Source organism: Nissabacter archeti (genome assembly GCF_018257325.1).
In the GTDB taxonomy this organism is placed as follows: Bacteria; Pseudomonadota; Gammaproteobacteria; order Enterobacterales; family Enterobacteriaceae; genus Chimaeribacter; species Chimaeribacter arupi.
In genome coordinates this window covers 153,461-169,424 of the sequence record NZ_JAERKB010000001.1, presented here as the reverse complement: position 1 = coordinate 169,424, position 15,964 = coordinate 153,461, and the positions used below count along the sequence as shown (strand labels likewise).

The following is a 15,964-nucleotide window of genomic DNA, read 5'->3' as shown; positions in this document are numbered from 1 at the left end:
TACCTTGTGTGTGTAAAAGTAGACATCAGCCTCAGCCCAGTTTTGATGGCATAAAACGCCCGGCGTCCGGCAAGGAGTGCATCAGGGTGGTCTCCTGCGGAGAGCCGACCCATACGGCAATGGCGCTGTAGTTATCAATATTACGGTTATCAGTGTGGCGGTTATCCGCGTGCGGGTCAGGCACCGCCGCGCACTCAGTGCCGTTGGCGGTGTGCACCGGTGCCTGGTTCAGCCAGGCACGTTCCATCAGGGCAATCCATTCATCCGGTGAATTTACCATATGCAGCGACTGCTCCAGCTCCGCCTCGCTGAAACTGTGCCAGAAGCCGTCGGTGCAGAGCAAAAACACATCGCCGTCCTCCAGTTGCAGCACATCGCTGTAGCTGGCGTCGCGCGCCTCATCCAGCCCCAGCGCAAAGTAGAGCAGGTTACTGTTGATGCCCTGGGTCGAAAACCCGGCATCTTTCATCTGCTGCACCAGGCTGTGGTCGGTGGTGACGTCAAACAGGTAGCCGCGGCGGAACAGGTAGAGGCGGCTGTCACCGGCGTGTGCCCAGTACGCCAGCGAATAATCCCGGTCAATAAACAGGCTGACCAGCGTGGTGCCCATTTTCGCCAGCGCGGCCTCCTGCCGCTGGCGCGCCCGGATCGCCGCATTCGCGCCGGTCACATACTGGCGGATGCTCTGGGCATCCAGGTGTTGCTCACCGTCAAAATTTTCCAGGATGGTGTCACGCGCAATTTTTGCCGCCACCTCGCCCCCCGGCAACCCGGCGATGCCGTCGCAGACCACAAAACAGGCCGAGCGGCGGCCGATGATCTCGCCGGTCTGGTCCTGGTTGGTGGCGCGGGTGCCCTGGTGGGAGGTGGTGGCAATGGTAATATTCATTATTCGTCCGGTTTGATTTGCGAATCTTTGTACTGATTGACTTCGGCATCATAGGCGCGCAGGAACGCCTCACCGAACAGGGTGTGGAAATCGTTCTCTACTTCACCGGCGGTCTTCTGGTAGGTTTTGGCGAAGTGGTCCCACAGCGCGGCCTTGCGGTTGGATGACAGCGAGAAGCGCGGGGCATTCCCCTCGCGGCGCGCCTCTTCTTCCAGCCGGTCCGGGTTGAAGGATTGCAGCATCGCGGAAATGATCGCCCGGATACCGGCAATCATCCCCAACTGGTGGGCCTGCAAATCGATCAGCGCGTCACGCACCGCCTGTTCCGGCGGCATAAAGCCCGGCATTTTGCTGCCGAACATCTGCATCAGCACGGTTTTGCCCGACGGCAGCAGCTTGAACGGGTTATTGGCCTCGTCCAGGATCATGGTCATCTCTGCCTTGACCCCGCGCTTGAGAATCGAGCGCGACGAGAGCAGCGCCACGGTGCCCTGCGAGAACAGGCTCAGCAGGCGGCCGACTTCCCGCAACTGGTGCTCATCAAAGCGCGGCGGCGGCTGGAGATCGTTTAAGCCGATGCCTTCCAGCAGCGCGTCCAGCATGTTGCCGTCCAGCGCCTGCGGGCTGCCGTGCAGCAGGTTGCTGTGGCGCGGCACCGGCGGCGCGGTGTAACCCACCGGGTCAATGCCGAGGCGGCCGGAGCGCGGCGCGGCACGCGGCGGTTCCGGCGGGGTCAGCGGCAGGGGTTGCGGGTCAGCGGCCGGGGCCGCCTGCGCCGGTTCAGCTGCGGGCAGCGGCGCATCCTGCATCGCCTGCTGGCGCGCCAGCAGCGCCTGTTCCGCACGCTGTTGCGCCTGGGCGTCATACGGGGCGGCCGGTTGCACCAACGCCGCCGGTTCCGGTGCACTGTACGGTTCTGGTGCGTTGTACTGTTCCGGGGCGCTGTACGGCTCCGGGGCGGCATAGCGATCCGGCGCGGCGTGGGCCTGCGGGGAGGCGAGCGGCTGCGCCGGCGGCGGGGTGACGATCACGGCAGCCGGTTCTGCCGGGCGCGGCACTTCAGCCAGGCGCGGCACGCCGGTCAGGCGCGGGGCTTCCCTGGGGCGCGGGGCCTCAACGGGCGGGGTGGTGTAGGAGGGCGGCGGCGCGGACTGGCTCAGGTCAGTGACCTGGAGCTGGTAATCATCAATGTCGAGCAGATCGCCGTCCTGCAACTCGACCTGCCGGCCACGCTCCAGCGGAATATCATTCAGCACCACGCGCGTGACGTTGCCGCGGTTGGTTATCCGGCACTCACCGTCTGCCGAAATATGCACGATGGCCTGGAGGCGTGAGATTGCCCGGTCTTCATCGGGCAACACCAGGTTATTGTCCACGCTGCGGCCGATGGTCCCGCCCGGAGGCAGGAAGTCAAAGCTGCTTTGCGGGGGAAAATGGCCCTGTTTACTCTTAACAATCGTGAATCGCATAACGTGTTCCTGCAATGGTTTCCGACGCCCAGACCCGGCGCGTCACGGCGGGGAAGCCGGGCTGCGCGGTGTTGCATCGCGGCAGGCGGCAGGCCCGCCGGTTACGGGTTACTGGTCTTCAAGCTGAGCGGCAAAGCGGTCAAACAGGCGGCGGGCCTCTCCACTTTGATATAGGTCGATACAGGCAACGGTGTGATAGCTGCCCTCTACCGGCCCCCGGAAGGGGCGGTCAAGGAAGCGATCAATTAAGGCATCACCTGCGGTAAAGGCCGCGGCCGGCAGCCGGCTTTTCCCGGCATAGAGTGCCGCGGCGCGGTGGGCATCCGCCGGTAATGCGCCGACATTGTCTGACCTGGCAATACAGCGGCTGAGCAGCCAGTTGCGGAAAAGGGCTTCCTGAACTGGTTGTGCAGGGTGGATCGCGAGTGTCGCTGCGTTGTCTGACGCCCCGGCCGCCGGGGCAAAATGTATCGCCAGTAGGACCACTAACGATTTTAAACAATTACCAATAGAGATTTTACTGCTTTTCATTAGAATTTTTACTTATTCACAAAATAACGCAATTTATTAACCAGAACGGCAGTGACGCCGGGGCAGTATTCTGCCACCCCGGCACCGGGTCAGTCGATGATCCAGGTTTCGGACGCTGCATCTTTGCAGGCTTTGCTGTCACCGCCGACTGCCACGCAATCACTTTTTGCCTTGGTGCGGCGCGGGCGGTCCTGGCGCAGGGTGGCCTGGTACTGGGTGCTCGGCACCCCGGCATTGAACGGCACATAGCCGACCAGGTTGCCGTCTTTCTCTTCACTGATGGCCAGCCAGCGGTTATTCGGCTGGCCGATCACATAGAAGGGTTTGGCATTGGTGAGGTGGCCCACCAGGGTGCCGCTGTAGTCAGGGCGGGTCATGATACTGGCCGCATACAGACTGGTATATTGCTGGTTAATGAGTTTCAGGCTTTCCGGCGGCTCAATGGCGCGGCGGTGTTTCAGGGTCAGTTCCCCTACCTGGCTGGTGATAATATCATCCGGGCCATCCTTATGCAGCGGGCCGGATTTACAGGCGCTCAGCGCCAGCGTGGTCAGCAGTACCAGCATGATGCGTATTTTCACAATATCCTCTTTGCTTTCCGGGTATCAATTCTTGGACAGAACTATTTAGCGTCAAAATAACGCAGTTGTGAATCCATTGAGCAAAATAATATCTGCTCATTTTGCTGATTGTACTGGAAAAAAGCCCTAAGGTTAAAAACTCAGATTCCCTTTAGTGCCGAAAGGCATAAGGACTGCCATTTTCTTCTTTTGCATTCGCCGCATTCCCCCGTATCACTACCCTTATCTGAATGAGAGATAAGGAGATAAGGCAATGAATTTCCAGCAGCTGAAAATTATCCGTGAGTCGGCCCGCTGCCGCTTCAACCTCACGGATGTGGCCAATGCGCTGTACACGTCACAATCCGGCGTGTCGCGACACATCCGTGAGCTGGAAGAGGAGCTTGGCATTGAGATTTTCATCCGGCGCGGCAAGCGCCTGCTGGGGATGACGGAGCCGGGCAAGGAGCTGCTGGTGGTGGCGGAGCGTATCCTGAATGACGCGGGCAATATCCGCCGCCTGGCGGATGTGTTCAGCAACAATGACAACGGCGAGCTGCACATCGCCACCACCCACACCCAGGCGCGTTACAGCCTGCCGCGTGTGATCAAGGAGTTCCGCGCCCTCTACCCGCGGGTGCGCCTGACGCTGAACCAGGCCAGCCCCGAGGAGATTGTCGCCATGCTGCACGCCGGGGAAGCGGATATCGGCATCGCCAGCGAACGGCTGATGAGTGATGAGGCGGTGGCGGCCTTTCCCTATTTCCGCTGGCACCATGCGGTGGTAGTGCCTGCCGGCCACCCGCTGGCGGCCCAGGCCGAACCGGTAACGCTGGAGCAGCTCAGCACCCTGCCGCTGATTACCTACCGCCACGGCATCACCGGGCGCGGCAAAATTGATGCCGCCTTCCAGCTGGCGGGGCTGACGCCGGACGTCACCCTGAGCGCGCAGGACTCTGACGTGATCAAAACCTACGTCGAGCTGGGGCTGGGCGTCGGGCTGGTGGCGGACATGTCGGAAGACCGGCGCGACCAGGGGCTGGTCTACCTGAACGCCGAACACCTGTTTGAGGCCAACACCGTGTGGCTCGGCCTGAAGCGCAGCCAGTTGCAGCGCAACTTCGCCTGGCAGTTTATCCAGCTCTGCAACCCGGCGCTCTCCCTGACGGAGATCAAAGAGAAAGTGTTTGCCGCCCAACTGGACACGGTGGACGACTACCAGATCTGATCCGGTACGTATTTTGCAAAACCCTGGCCATGTCCCCCAGAAACAGGCATGGCTATGACGCTTCCCCCGGCCCGGTTACGGGCGCAGGATTTCATCCTGGCTTCAAAACAGAGCGAAATTGCCGGTCTGCACCAGTTGCTGCACACCGGCGAACTGGTGACGGCCGTCAGCGCACTGGTGCACTGCCTGCAACGCGAACGCGGCCTCAGCAATATTCTGCTCTCCAATCGCGAAAGCCCCGCGGCGCGCCACCTTTCCCAGGCGATTCAGGACACCGATGCCGCGCTGGCGGCCTGGCACCGGCCGCTGGCGCAGCTTGACCGGGCGCACCCGCAGGCCGGTAACCTCAGCCGCCTGTTCAACCGGGTGGCCGGGGCGCTGCATGCGCTGGAAGCCCTGCCGGCGCAGCGGGAAGCCAACCGCGCGCCCGCTGCCTCCCGCGCCGCCTCAATGGGCTGCTACAGCGGCATCATCGCCCGGCTGCTGGGGGTGGTGTTTGAGGCGGCGGACGGCTGCGGTGACCCGGCGATTTCACGGGCGCTGATTGCGATGTTCAGCGTGATGCAGGGCAAAGAGCTGGCCGGGCAGGAGCGGGCGATCGGCGCGGCGGGGTTTGCCGCCGGGGAGATGGAGGCCGGGGCGCAACAGCAGCAGCTGGACCTGATCGACGGGCAGGAGCGCTGCATCCAGACGTTCCTGACCTTTGCTGACCCCGCCTCGCAGGCGGCGTGGCAGGCCGGGCCGGGGCAGGGCAACCCGGCGTTTGAGCGGCTGCGGCGCATCCTCTGTGCCGGGCGGTTGCCGCCGGGCGGCGATCAGGTTCAGGCGTGGTTTGACATCACCAGCGCGCGCATAGATGCAATGAAAAGCGTGGAAGACCAGTCCGCCGCGGCGCTCAATGCCTGTTGCCGGGCGGCGCTGGCCGGGGCGCAGCAGGCGCTGGCGGGCCAGCAGCTCAGCCTTGCCCCGCCGGACGCCGGCTACAGCGTGCTGCTTACCGCCACGCCGGGCGGGGAGGCCGCGCACTACCGCGCCGGGGAGCTGGGCGCGCCGCTCGGCCGGGCGATCCTCGACGTCATCCAGCAGCAGGCGCAACACCTGCAACAGCTGTCGGCGGAACTGGCCACCCTGCGCGCCAGCCTCAGCGAGCGGCAACAGATCGAGCGCGCCAAAGCGTTGCTGATGCAGCACCGCGGCCTGAGTGAGCCGGAGGCGCACAAGGCGCTGCGGTCACTGGCGATGGCGCAGAACAAGAAACTGATTGAGATCGCCCATGCGCTGCTGGCGGTGGAAAGTGTGCTGGCCGCCAACGAGGATATTGCCCGCTAATTGGGCAAAGGTTGCTGCCTGATGGGGCAATACCCCCGGCCTCTGGCGGGGATTTCCCGGTGCCTGTCTCCCTGAACCGCCCTGAACGGCGGTTTTTTGTTATTGGCACACCCCTTGCATTATTTCTCCTGTCCCATTCGCCAACGGCGGCGAACACGAGGCATCCCGGATAAAGGCGTCCGTTATTGCACAGCGCAGGTTGTGCAGTAACCGGACGCCTTTTTTGTTTTGTCCCTTGAGAAGGAAGCACCATGACGCGAGAGATTTCCCGCCCCGGCCTGTCCCGCCGCCGTTTTCTGGCCGGCAGCGCGGCACTGGGCGGCAGTTTGCTGCTCCCCGGCCTGCTGAATGCGGCCTGGGCCGCAGGCAGTGATGCGCCGGAGCAGCGCGACATCCGCGTCGGGTTTATCCCGCTGACCGACTGCGCGCCGGTGGTGATCGCCTCAGTCAAACAGTTCGACAAGAAATACGGCATCCACATTATCCCGAGCAAAGAGGCGGGCTGGGCCGGGGTGCGTGACAAGCTGGTTTCCGGCGAGCTGGACGCCGCCCACGTGCTGTATGGCCTGATCTACGGCCTGCAACTCGGCCTCGCCGGGCCGCGCCACCCGATGGCGGTGCTGATGACCCTGAACCAGAACGGCCAGGCCATCAGCCTCGCCGGTGCGCTGCAGGAGGCGGGCGTCACGGATGCGGCGTCGCTGAAACAGCACATCAGCCGCAGCGCGCCGGGCAGCGTCACTTTTGCCCATACCTTCCCGACCGGCACCCACGCCATGTGGCTCTACTACTGGCTGGCGGAGGCGGGCATCCACCCGTTTAACGACGTGCGCACGGTGGTGGTGCCGCCGCCGCAGATGGTGATGAACATGCGCATCGGCAACATGAGCGGTTTTTGCGTGGGCGAGCCGTGGAACCAGCGGGCGATCACCGACCGCCTCGGCTTCACTGCCGCCACCAGCCAGCAGATCTGGCCCGATCACCCGGAAAAAGTGCTCGGCAGCCGCGACGAGTGGGTCAGCGCCCACCCGAACAGCGCCCGCGCCCTGACCGCGGCGGTGCTGGAGGCGGCCCGCTGGATTGACGCCTCCGAGGCCAACCGGCGCGAAACCGCCGCCATCCTCGCCGGGCGCGCCTACCTCAACACCCGGCTGGAGCGGATTGAGGGCCGGATGCTCGGCCGGTACGAAAACGGCCTCGGCAAGCAGTGGCAGGACGCCCACGCCATGCGTTTCTTCGCCGACGGCGAGGTGAGTTACCCGTGGCTCTCTGACGGCATGTGGTTTTTAACCCAGTTCCACCGCTGGAATCTGGCGAAAACCGAACCGGATTACGCCGCCGTGGCGCGGCAGATTAACCGCAGCGCCCTGTACCGTGACGCCGCCACCGCCGCCCATGTCAGTGTGCCCGCCAATGAGATGCGCCGCAGCACGCTGATGAACGGCAGCGTCTGGGACGGCAGCAACCCGGCGGGCTATGCCCGCAGTTTCACCCTCAACCGATAGGGGTTCCCGATGAAAACCAACCTGAAAACCCAGCCCGCCGCCCCGTCTGCCGCCCCGGCCAGGGTGATCCCGCTTAACACAGTGCCGGTGCGCCGCCGCTTCACGCCGCCGCGCCTGCGCCCGCTGCTGCAACGGCTGATCCCCGGCCTGCTCGGCCTCGCCGTGCTGCTGGTGGTCTGGCAGGTGGCGGCACTCAACAGCCACGGCTTCCCGACGCCGCTCACCACCTGGGACGCCGCCAGAATTATCTTTGCCGAGCCGTTCTACAACGCCGGGCCGAACGATCAGGGCATCGGCTGGAATGTGCTGGCCTCGCTGCAACGGGTCGGCACCGGCTTCGGGCTGGCGGCGCTGGTGGGCATCCCGGCCGGGTTTTTGATTGGCCGCTTCACCTTCCTGGCGCAGATGCTCAACCCGGTGATTTCACTGCTGCGCCCGGTCAGCCCGCTGGCCTGGCTGCCGATTGGCCTGCTGCTGTTCCAGCGCGCCGAACCGGCCTCCACCTGGACGATTTTTATCTGTTCGATCTGGCCGATGATCCTCAACACCGCCGAAGGGGTGATGCGCATCCCGCAGGACTACCTCAACGTGGCGCGGGTGCTGAAGCTCAGTGAACTCACCGTGATGCGCCGCATCCTGTTCCCGGCGGTGCTGCCGCATGTGCTTACCGGCGTGCGCCTCTCGATCGGCATCGCCTGGCTGGTGATTGTCGCCGCCGAGATGCTCACCGGCGGGGTCGGCATCGGCTTCTGGATCTGGAACGAGTGGAACAACCTGAATGTGGAAAACATCATCATCGCCATCGGGGTGATTGGGGTGGTCGGCCTGCTGCTTGAGCAGGGGCTGATGGCCATCGCCCGCCGCTTTACCTATGACGCACGCTGAGGAGCCGACCATGCCTGACCATCCGATTATTGCCGTCCAGAATGTCAGCCAGCGCTTCACCACGCCGCAAGGCAGTTTCCTGGCGCTGGACAACGTCAGTTTCACCATCGCCGCCGGGGAAACCGTGAGCCTGATTGGCCACTCCGGCTGCGGCAAATCCACACTGCTGAACCTGATCGCCGGGCTGACGCGCCCCAGTGAGGGCGTGCTGCTGTGCGATAACCGCGAAATCGACGGCCCCGGCCCGGAGCGCGGGGTGGTGTTCCAGAACCATTCGCTGCTGCCGTGGCTCACCTGCTACGACAACGTGGCGCTGGCGGTGGATCAGGTGTTCCGCCGCGAGATGGGCAAGGGTGAACGCCGTGACTGGATTGAGCACAACCTGGCGCTGGTGCAGATGAGCCACGCCCGCGACAAACGGCCGGGGGAGATCTCCGGCGGCATGAAGCAGCGCATCGGCATCGCCCGCGCGCTGGCGATGAAACCCAAAGTGCTGCTGATGGATGAGCCGTTCGGCGCGCTCGATGCCCTGACGCGCGCCCACCTGCAGGACGCGGTGATGGCGATCCAGCAACGGCTGCACACCACCATTGTGCTGATCACCCACGATGTGGATGAGGCGGTGCTGCTCTCCGACCGGGTACTGATGATGACCAACGGCCCGGCGGCCCATGTCGGGCAGATCCTGCCGGTGCCGCTTGACCGCCCGCGTCACCGCGTCGCACTGGCGCAGGACCCGGTCTACAGCCACTGCCGCCAGCAGATCCTGCACTTCCTGTACGCCAAACAGCCCAGCGCGGCCTGAACCGGGAGAGAAGCATGACCCAAAGGCTGATCGTGGTGGGCAACGGCATGGCCGGGATGCACTGTGTGGAAACGCTCTGCCGCCTGGCACCGGGGCGTTTTGCCGTCAGCGTGATAGGTGCGGAGCCGCACGGCAGCTACAACCGCATTCTGCTTTCGCCGGTGCTGGCGGGGGAGCAGCGGCCGGAAGAGACGCTGCTGCCGCTGCCGGATAGCGCAATGAGTGACAACGTCACTTTCTATCATGGCGAAACCGCGCTGCGCATCGACCGGGCGCGCCGGGTGCTGCACACCGGCCAACGCAGCCTGCCGTATGACCAGCTGGTGCTGGCGACCGGCACACGGCCGCTGTTGCCCCAGGTGCCGGGCGTGGAACTGGACGGCGTGCTCGGCTTTCGCACGCTGGCGGATGTAGAGCGGATGCTGGCGCGCTGCCGCCCCGGTGCACCGGCGGTGGTTCTCGGCGGCGGCATCCTCGGCATTGAGGCGGCCTGCGCGCTGGCGCAGCGCGGGATGCGCGTCACGTTGTTACACCGTCACGCCGGGTTGATGGAGCGCCAGCTTGATAACCAGGCCGGGCAGTTGCTGAAAGCCGATCTGCACCGGCGCGGCTTGCGCATCCTGACCGGCTGCGAAGTGGCCGCTTTCCACGGCCACGGCACGCTGGAGGCGGTAACGCTGGGCGACGGTACGCGGCTGCCCGCGGTGCTGGCGGTGGCCTGCATCGGCACCCGGCCGGAGACCTCCCTGGCCGCCGCTGCCGGGCTGGCGTGCGATCGCGGCATTCTGGTGGATGGCCGGCTGGCCACCGCAGACCCGGCGATCTCCGCTGTCGGTGAATGCGCGCAACCCGGCACCTTTACCGCCGGGCTGGTGGCCCCGTGCCGGGAACAGGCGGAGGTGCTGGCGCAGCGGCTGGCCGGGCAACCGGGGGCCGCCTGGCAGCCGTCACCGTTGCCGACCCGGCTGAAAGTCACCGGCATCGCCGCGTTCTCCGCCGGGGAGGTGCAGGCCGCGCCACAGGATGAGATCCACCACACCTTTGACCCGCTGTCCGGCCACTACCGCCGCCTGCTGCTGCGTAACGGCTGTTTGCGCGGCGTGATGTTTTACGGCGACACCACGGATGCCGCCGCCTATAGCCACCTGCTGGGGCAACCGGTCAGTGATGACCTGCTGCTCGGCCTACATTCTGAACAATCGGGCGCGGCTGCGGCTGCGCCCCGGAGGAGCACCACGATGAGCGATGCACTTTTTTCCGGCGTCCGCCCGGTACTGCTGCTGGCCGGTCACGGCATGGTCGGCCACTACTTTCTGGAACAACTGGTCGAGCGCAACCTGCACCGGCGTTACCAGATCATCGTCTGTGCGGAGGAGCCGGTCGCGGCCTATGACCGCGTCCACCTCTCCGAATTTTTCGGCGGCCGCAGCGCGGCATCCCTGAGCCTGGTGGCCGACGGCTTTTTTGACCGCCACGGCATCGAGCTGCGCCTCGGCTGCACGCTGACGGCGATTGACCGCGTGCGCCGCTGCGTGGTGGACAACGCCGGGCGCGAAACGCCGTATGACCACCTGGTGCTGGCGACCGGTTCCGCGCCCTTTGTGCCGCCGATCCCCGGTGCTGACCGTCCGCACTGCCTGGTCTACCGCACGTTGAGCGATCTGGAGGCAATTGCCGCCAGCGCCGGGGGGGCCGCGCGCGGCGTGGTGATTGGCGGCGGCCTGCTGGGGCTGGAGGCAGCGCACGCGCTGAAACAGCTTGGGCTGGAGACGCATGTGGTGGAGTTCGCGCCGCGCCTGATGGCGGTGCAACTGGATGACGGCGGCGCAGCGATGCTGCGCCGCAAAATCGACGCCCTCGGCGTGACGGTGCACACCGGCCATGAGACCAAAAGCATCACCGACGGCAGCAGCGCGCGCCACTGCCTGACGTTCGCCGACGGCAGCACCCTGGAGAGCGATCTGGTGCTGTTCTCCGCCGGTATCCGCCCGCGTGATGCCCTGGCGCGTGAGAGTGACCTCGCCGTCGGCCCGCGCGGCGGCATCGTGATTGATAACCAGTGCCGCACCTCCGACCCGGCGATTTTCGCCCTCGGCGAGTGCGCGCTGTGGGACGGCCGGATCTTCGGGCTGGTGGCCCCCGGCTACCAGATGGCGCGCACGCTGGCCGCCACGCTGGCGGGGGAGGCGGCGGCCTTTACCGGCGCGGACATGAGCACCAAGCTGAAACTGCTCGGTGTGGAGGTGGCCTCGCTCGGCGACGCCCACGGCAGCACCCCCGGCAGCCAGAGCTACCGCTGGGAGGATGGCCCGTCTGAGGTGTACAAGAAAATCGTGGTCTCCGCTGACGGCAAACGCCTGCTCGGCGCGGTGCTGGTGGGCGACAGCAGCGACTACCCGACGCTGCACCAGATGATGCTCAACGATCTGCCGCTGCCCGCCCAGCCCGCCGGGCTGATTCTGCCGGCCGCCGCCGGTGCTGCCCCGGCGCTGGGTGTGGCGGCACTGCCCGACAGCGCGCAGGTCTGCTCCTGCCATAACGTCAGCAAAGGCGCGATCCTGGCGGCGGTCGACGGCGGCTGCACCGACATGGCGGGCATCAAAGCCTGTACCAAAGCGGCCACCGGCTGCGGCGGCTGTGCCGCCCTGGTGAAACAGGTGATGGAAGCCGGGCTGGCGGCGCACGGCGTCGAGGTAAAACGCGACATCTGCGAGCATTTTGCCTATTCACGTCAGGAACTCTACCTGCTGATCCGTGCGGGCAAGATCCGCACCTTTGGCGAGTTGCTGGCGAAACATGGCCGCGGCCACGGCTGTGAAATCTGCAAGCCGCTGGCAGGCTCGCTGCTCGCCTCCTGTTGGAATGACTACCTGCTGGAACCGGCGCACCGCCCGTTGCAGGACACCAACGACCGCTACTTCGCCAATATCCAGAAAGACGGCACTTACTCGGTGGTGCCGCGCATCCCGGCCGGGGAGATCACCCCCGATGGCCTGCTGGCAATTGGTGCGGTGGCGAAAACGTTCAACCTCTACACCAAAATCACCGGCGGCCAGCGCGTTGACCTGTTCGGCGCGCGGCTGGAGCAGTTGCCCGCGATCTGGCAGCGGCTGGTGGACGCCGGGTTCGAAACCGGCCATGCCTACGGCAAATCGCTGCGCACGGTGAAATCCTGCGTCGGCTCCACCTGGTGCCGCTACGGCGTGCAGGACTCCACCGGGCTGGCGATTGAACTGGAGCACCGTTACAAGGGGTTGCGTTCGCCGCACAAGATTAAAATGGCGGTCTCCGGCTGCACCCGCGAGTGCGCCGAGGCACAGAGCAAAGATGTCGGGGTGATCGCCACCGACAAAGGCTGGAACCTTTACGTCTGCGGTAACGGCGGCATGAAGCCGCGCCATGCCGAACTGCTGGCGGCAGACCTCGATCGCGAGACGCTGATCCGCACCATTGACCGTTTCCTGATGTTCTACATCCGCACCGCTGACCGCCTGCAACGCACCAGCGTCTGGCGTGACAACCTGGAGGGCGGGCTGGAGACGCTGCGCGACGTGGTGCTGCATGACTCGCTCGGGCTGGGTGCGGAGCTGGAGCAGGAGATGCAGGCGGTGGTGGAGAGCTACCAGTGCGAATGGCAGACCACGCTGGCCTCGCCGGAACAGCAGGCGCTGTTCCGCCCGTTCCTCAACAGCGACCAGCCGGACGAGGCGGTGGTGCAGGTGCTGGAGCGCGGCCAGCCGCGCCCGGCCGGGCTGCCGCCTGTCATGGCTCACGCACAGCCGGGCGATGGCTGGGAAGAGGTCGGTCTGCTCTCTGCTATCCCGGCCGACAGTGGGCTGGCCGCGCGGCTGGGCGACCGGCAGATTGCGCTGTTCCACCTGCCGCACACCGCGGAAAAAGTGTTTGCGCTGGAGAACCACGAGCCGGGCAGCCAGGCCAATGTGCTGGCGCGCGGCCTGACCGGCGACGCGGGCGGCGAGCCGATAGTGATTTCCCCGCTGTATAAACAGCGTTTCCGCCTGCGTGACGGCACCAGCCTCGACAAGCCGGGCGTACGCCTGCTGTGCTGGCCGGTGCGCGTGGAGCAGGGGCGCATCTGGGTCTGCCGCCAGCCGGTGACAGAAAACGCGCTGGAGACGGTGTCATGACAGCCGTCAACACGACCTGCCCCTATTGCGGCGTCGGCTGCGGCGTGCGGGCGGAGGTGCAGGGCGCGGGCGTCACGGTCAGCGGCGACCCGCAACACCCGGCTAACCTCGGGCGGCTCTGCATCAAGGGCAGCCGCCTCGGCGACACGCTGGATCTCAGCGGGCGGCTGCTGTACCCGATGCTGGGCGACCAACGCGTCAGTTGGGAACAGGCGCTGGACGCGGCGGCCGCGGGGCTGCAACAGGTGATCCGCACCCACGGCCCGCAGGCGGTGGCGTTTTATGGCTCCGGCCAGCTGCTCACTGAGGATTACTACGTCGCCAACAAACTGATGAAGGGGTTTATCGGCGCAGGCAACATGGACACCAACTCGCGCCTCTGCATGGCGTCGGCGGTGGCCGGGCATAAGCGGGCGCTGGGTGCGGACTGGGTGCCGTGCCGCTACCGCGATCTGGAACAGACCGACCTGGTGCTGCTGGTGGGCAGCAATGCCGCCTGGGCGCATCCGGTGCTCTACCAGCGGCTGGCAGAAGCGAAACGGCAGCGGCCGCAGATGCAGGTGGTGCTGATTGACCCGCGCGCCACCGCCAGCGCCGATCTGGCTGACTGCCATCTGGCGTTGCGGCCGGGCAGTGACATTGCGCTGTTCAATGGCCTGCTGCACTGGCTGCATCAGCACGGTGCGCTGGACCAGGCCTTTTTACAGCAGCACACCACCGGCGCGGACGCGGCACTGGCCGCCGCCGCGGCGTGGGATCTGGCGCGGGCAAGTGCTGAGACCGGGCTGAGCACCGGGGCGCTGACCGCCTTCTTCCGGCAGGTGGCGCAGGCACCGCGCATGATGACGCTGTTCTCGATGGGGATTAACCAGTCCTCGGCAGGCACCGATCAGGTCAATGCCATCACCAATCTGCACCTGGCGACCGGGCGCATTAACACGCCGGGCAACGGGCCGTTTTCACTGACCGGCCAGCCGAATGCGATGGGCGGGCGCGAGGTGGGCGGGTTGGCGAACCAGCTGGCGGCGCATATGGGCTTCAGCGCCGAAGAGGTCGACCGCGTCGGGCGTTTCTGGGGCAGTGACAACGTCACACAGGAACCGGGGCTGAATGCCACCGCACTGTTTGATGCCCTGGCCGACGGCCGCATCAAGGCTGTCTGGATTATGGGCACCAACCCGCTGGTCTCCCTGCCGGATGCCGACCGGGCGCGGCAGGCGCTGGCCGGGTGCCCGCTGGTGATCGTCTCTGAGGTGATGCAGGAGACCGACACCGCCGCGCTGGCGCATATCCGTTTGCCGGCGCTGGCGTGGGGCGAAAAAGAGGGCACGGTGACCAACTCAGAGCGCTGCCTCTCGCGCCAGCGCGCCTTTTTGCCGCCGCCGGGCGAGGCGCGGGGCGACTGGTGGATAGTCAGCCAGGTGGCGCAGCGGCTGGGCTTCGGCGCGGCATTTGCCTACACCCATCCGCATCAGATTTTCTGCGAACATGCGGCGCTCTCCGGCTTTGAGAACCGGGGGCAGCGCGCCTTTGACATCAGCGCGCTGGCGACGCTGACGCAGGAACAGTATCAGCAACTCACCCCGCAGCGCTGGCCGCTGCCTGCACTGCCGCGCCCGGAACGTGCCTTCTGGCACCCCGATAACAAAGCGCGGCTGCTGGCGGTGGCCCCGCCGCACTTGCCGGAAGCCGCCGGTTACCCGCTGACCATGAACAGCGGGCGCATCCGCGACCAGTGGCACACCATGACCCGCACCGGCAAAGCCGCCGCGCTGATGCGCCACACGCCGGAGCCGGTCTGCGTGCTCCACCCCACTGACATGGCTGACATCGCGGAAGGCGATATCGTGCGCGTCACCTCGCCGCGCGGCTGGTTGCTGGCGCGGGCCACCGCGGATAACGGCCAGCCGCGCGGCAGCGTGTTTGTGCCGATGCACTGGAACCGGCAGTTCAGCGCGCAGGCGCGGGTGAATGCGCTGGTGGAGGCGCGGGTGGACCCGGTTTCCGGCCAGCCGCAGAGCAAACAGACGCCGGTGCGCGTCGCCCGCTGGCCGGTGGCCTGGCAGGGCGAGCTGTTTTTGCGCGGCGAAGGCGCACCGCCGCCCGCCGTGGGCTACTGGAGCCGGGTAACCCAGCCGGGCGTCAGTGATTTCATCCTGGCGGATTGCACGCCGCCGGCGGACGCAGAAGCCTGGCTCCAGGCGTTATGCGGCGGCGGGCTGTTGCTCCAGCAGGCTTTCATGGGTGCGGCGCGGCATCTGCTCGGCTGGCGTGACGGCGAATTGCAGGCCGCGTTCTACCTGCATCCGCAGCGGCTGCCGGGGCTGGATCGCGAGGCGATTGTCGCGGCGTTCCATGTGCCGCCGCCCGATGCGGCCGCCCGCCGGGCGCTGCTGGCCGGGCGGGCCGCCGGTGAGCAGGCGCCGCGCGGGGCGATTGTCTGTAGCTGCTTCGGCGTGGGTGAACTGGAGATCCGCCGGGCGCTGGCGGGCGGCTGTGATTCCGTCGAGGCGCTGGGCGCGGCGCTGAAATGTGGTACCCATTGTGGCTCCTGCCGACCGGAGCTGAAAAAACTGATCCAACAGGCGGCGACACACCCCGCTTAGGAGCAAAAC

Annotated in this window: 11 protein-coding genes; 7 read left to right on the top strand and 4 right to left on the bottom strand. The window is 66.0% G+C overall.

What is annotated here, in order from left to right:
• Positions 1 to 31: 31 nt before the first annotated feature.
• From JK232_RS00660 to JK232_RS00645, 4 genes are all read right to left on the bottom strand, one after another.
• The gene (locus JK232_RS00660; RefSeq protein WP_072928556.1) at positions 32 to 889 is read right to left on the bottom strand and encodes a PP2C family protein-serine/threonine phosphatase; all 858 of its coding nucleotides are present in this window, start codon (positions 887 to 889) and stop codon (positions 32 to 34) included.
• Positions 889 to 2,358, bottom strand: coding sequence for a type VI secretion system-associated FHA domain protein TagH (gene tagH, locus JK232_RS00655; RefSeq protein ID WP_212588647.1), 1,470 nt, complete (start codon positions 2,356 to 2,358; stop codon positions 889 to 891). The genes JK232_RS00660 and tagH overlap by 1 nt, the downstream gene beginning before the upstream one ends.
• A gap of 108 nt (positions 2,359 to 2,466) precedes the next feature.
• Positions 2,467 to 2,889 carry a hypothetical protein gene (locus JK232_RS00650; RefSeq protein ID WP_072928558.1) on the bottom strand — a complete coding sequence of 141 codons (423 nt, stop codon included), beginning with the start codon at positions 2,887 to 2,889 and terminating at the stop codon, positions 2,467 to 2,469.
• An 89-nt stretch (positions 2,890 to 2,978) separates the two neighbouring features.
• Positions 2,979 to 3,470, bottom strand: coding sequence for a hypothetical protein (locus JK232_RS00645; RefSeq protein WP_079205222.1), 492 nt, complete (start codon positions 3,468 to 3,470; stop codon positions 2,979 to 2,981).
• A 253-nt stretch (positions 3,471 to 3,723) separates the two neighbouring features.
• Here JK232_RS00645 and cbl point away from each other — a divergent pair, with 253 nt between their 5' ends.
• The 7 genes from cbl to JK232_RS00610 all read left to right on the top strand — a co-directional run bounded on the left by cbl (position 3,724) and on the right by JK232_RS00610 (position 15,955).
• The gene (cbl, locus tag JK232_RS00640) at positions 3,724 to 4,677 is read left to right on the top strand and encodes an HTH-type transcriptional regulator Cbl (protein ID WP_072928560.1); all 954 of its coding nucleotides are present in this window, start codon (positions 3,724 to 3,726) and stop codon (positions 4,675 to 4,677) included.
• A gap of 48 nt (positions 4,678 to 4,725) precedes the next feature.
• The gene (locus JK232_RS00635) at positions 4,726 to 6,006 is read left to right on the top strand and encodes a nitrate regulatory protein (protein WP_241521514.1); all 1,281 of its coding nucleotides are present in this window, start codon (positions 4,726 to 4,728) and stop codon (positions 6,004 to 6,006) included.
• A gap of 251 nt (positions 6,007 to 6,257) precedes the next feature.
• Complete coding sequence (locus JK232_RS00630) at positions 6,258 to 7,511, top strand: CmpA/NrtA family ABC transporter substrate-binding protein (RefSeq protein WP_101829092.1); 1,254 nt, start codon at positions 6,258 to 6,260, stop codon at positions 7,509 to 7,511.
• 9 nt (positions 7,512 to 7,520) lie between these two features.
• Positions 7,521 to 8,396: a nitrate ABC transporter permease gene (gene ntrB / locus JK232_RS00625; RefSeq protein ID WP_101829093.1), complete on the top strand. Its 876-nt coding sequence runs from the start codon at positions 7,521 to 7,523 to the stop codon at positions 8,394 to 8,396.
• A gap of 10 nt (positions 8,397 to 8,406) precedes the next feature.
• On the top strand, positions 8,407 to 9,201 hold the full coding sequence (locus tag JK232_RS00620) for an ABC transporter ATP-binding protein (protein ID WP_072928606.1): 795 nt from the start codon (positions 8,407 to 8,409) through the stop codon (positions 9,199 to 9,201).
• A gap of 14 nt (positions 9,202 to 9,215) precedes the next feature.
• The gene (nirB, locus tag JK232_RS00615) at positions 9,216 to 13,349 is read left to right on the top strand and encodes a nitrite reductase large subunit NirB (RefSeq protein ID WP_212588646.1); all 4,134 of its coding nucleotides are present in this window, start codon (positions 9,216 to 9,218) and stop codon (positions 13,347 to 13,349) included.
• Positions 13,346 to 15,955, top strand: coding sequence for a nitrate reductase (locus tag JK232_RS00610; RefSeq protein ID WP_212588645.1), 2,610 nt, complete (start codon positions 13,346 to 13,348; stop codon positions 15,953 to 15,955). The genes nirB and JK232_RS00610 overlap by 4 nt, the downstream gene beginning before the upstream one ends.
• Positions 15,956 to 15,964: the final 9 nt, after the last annotated feature.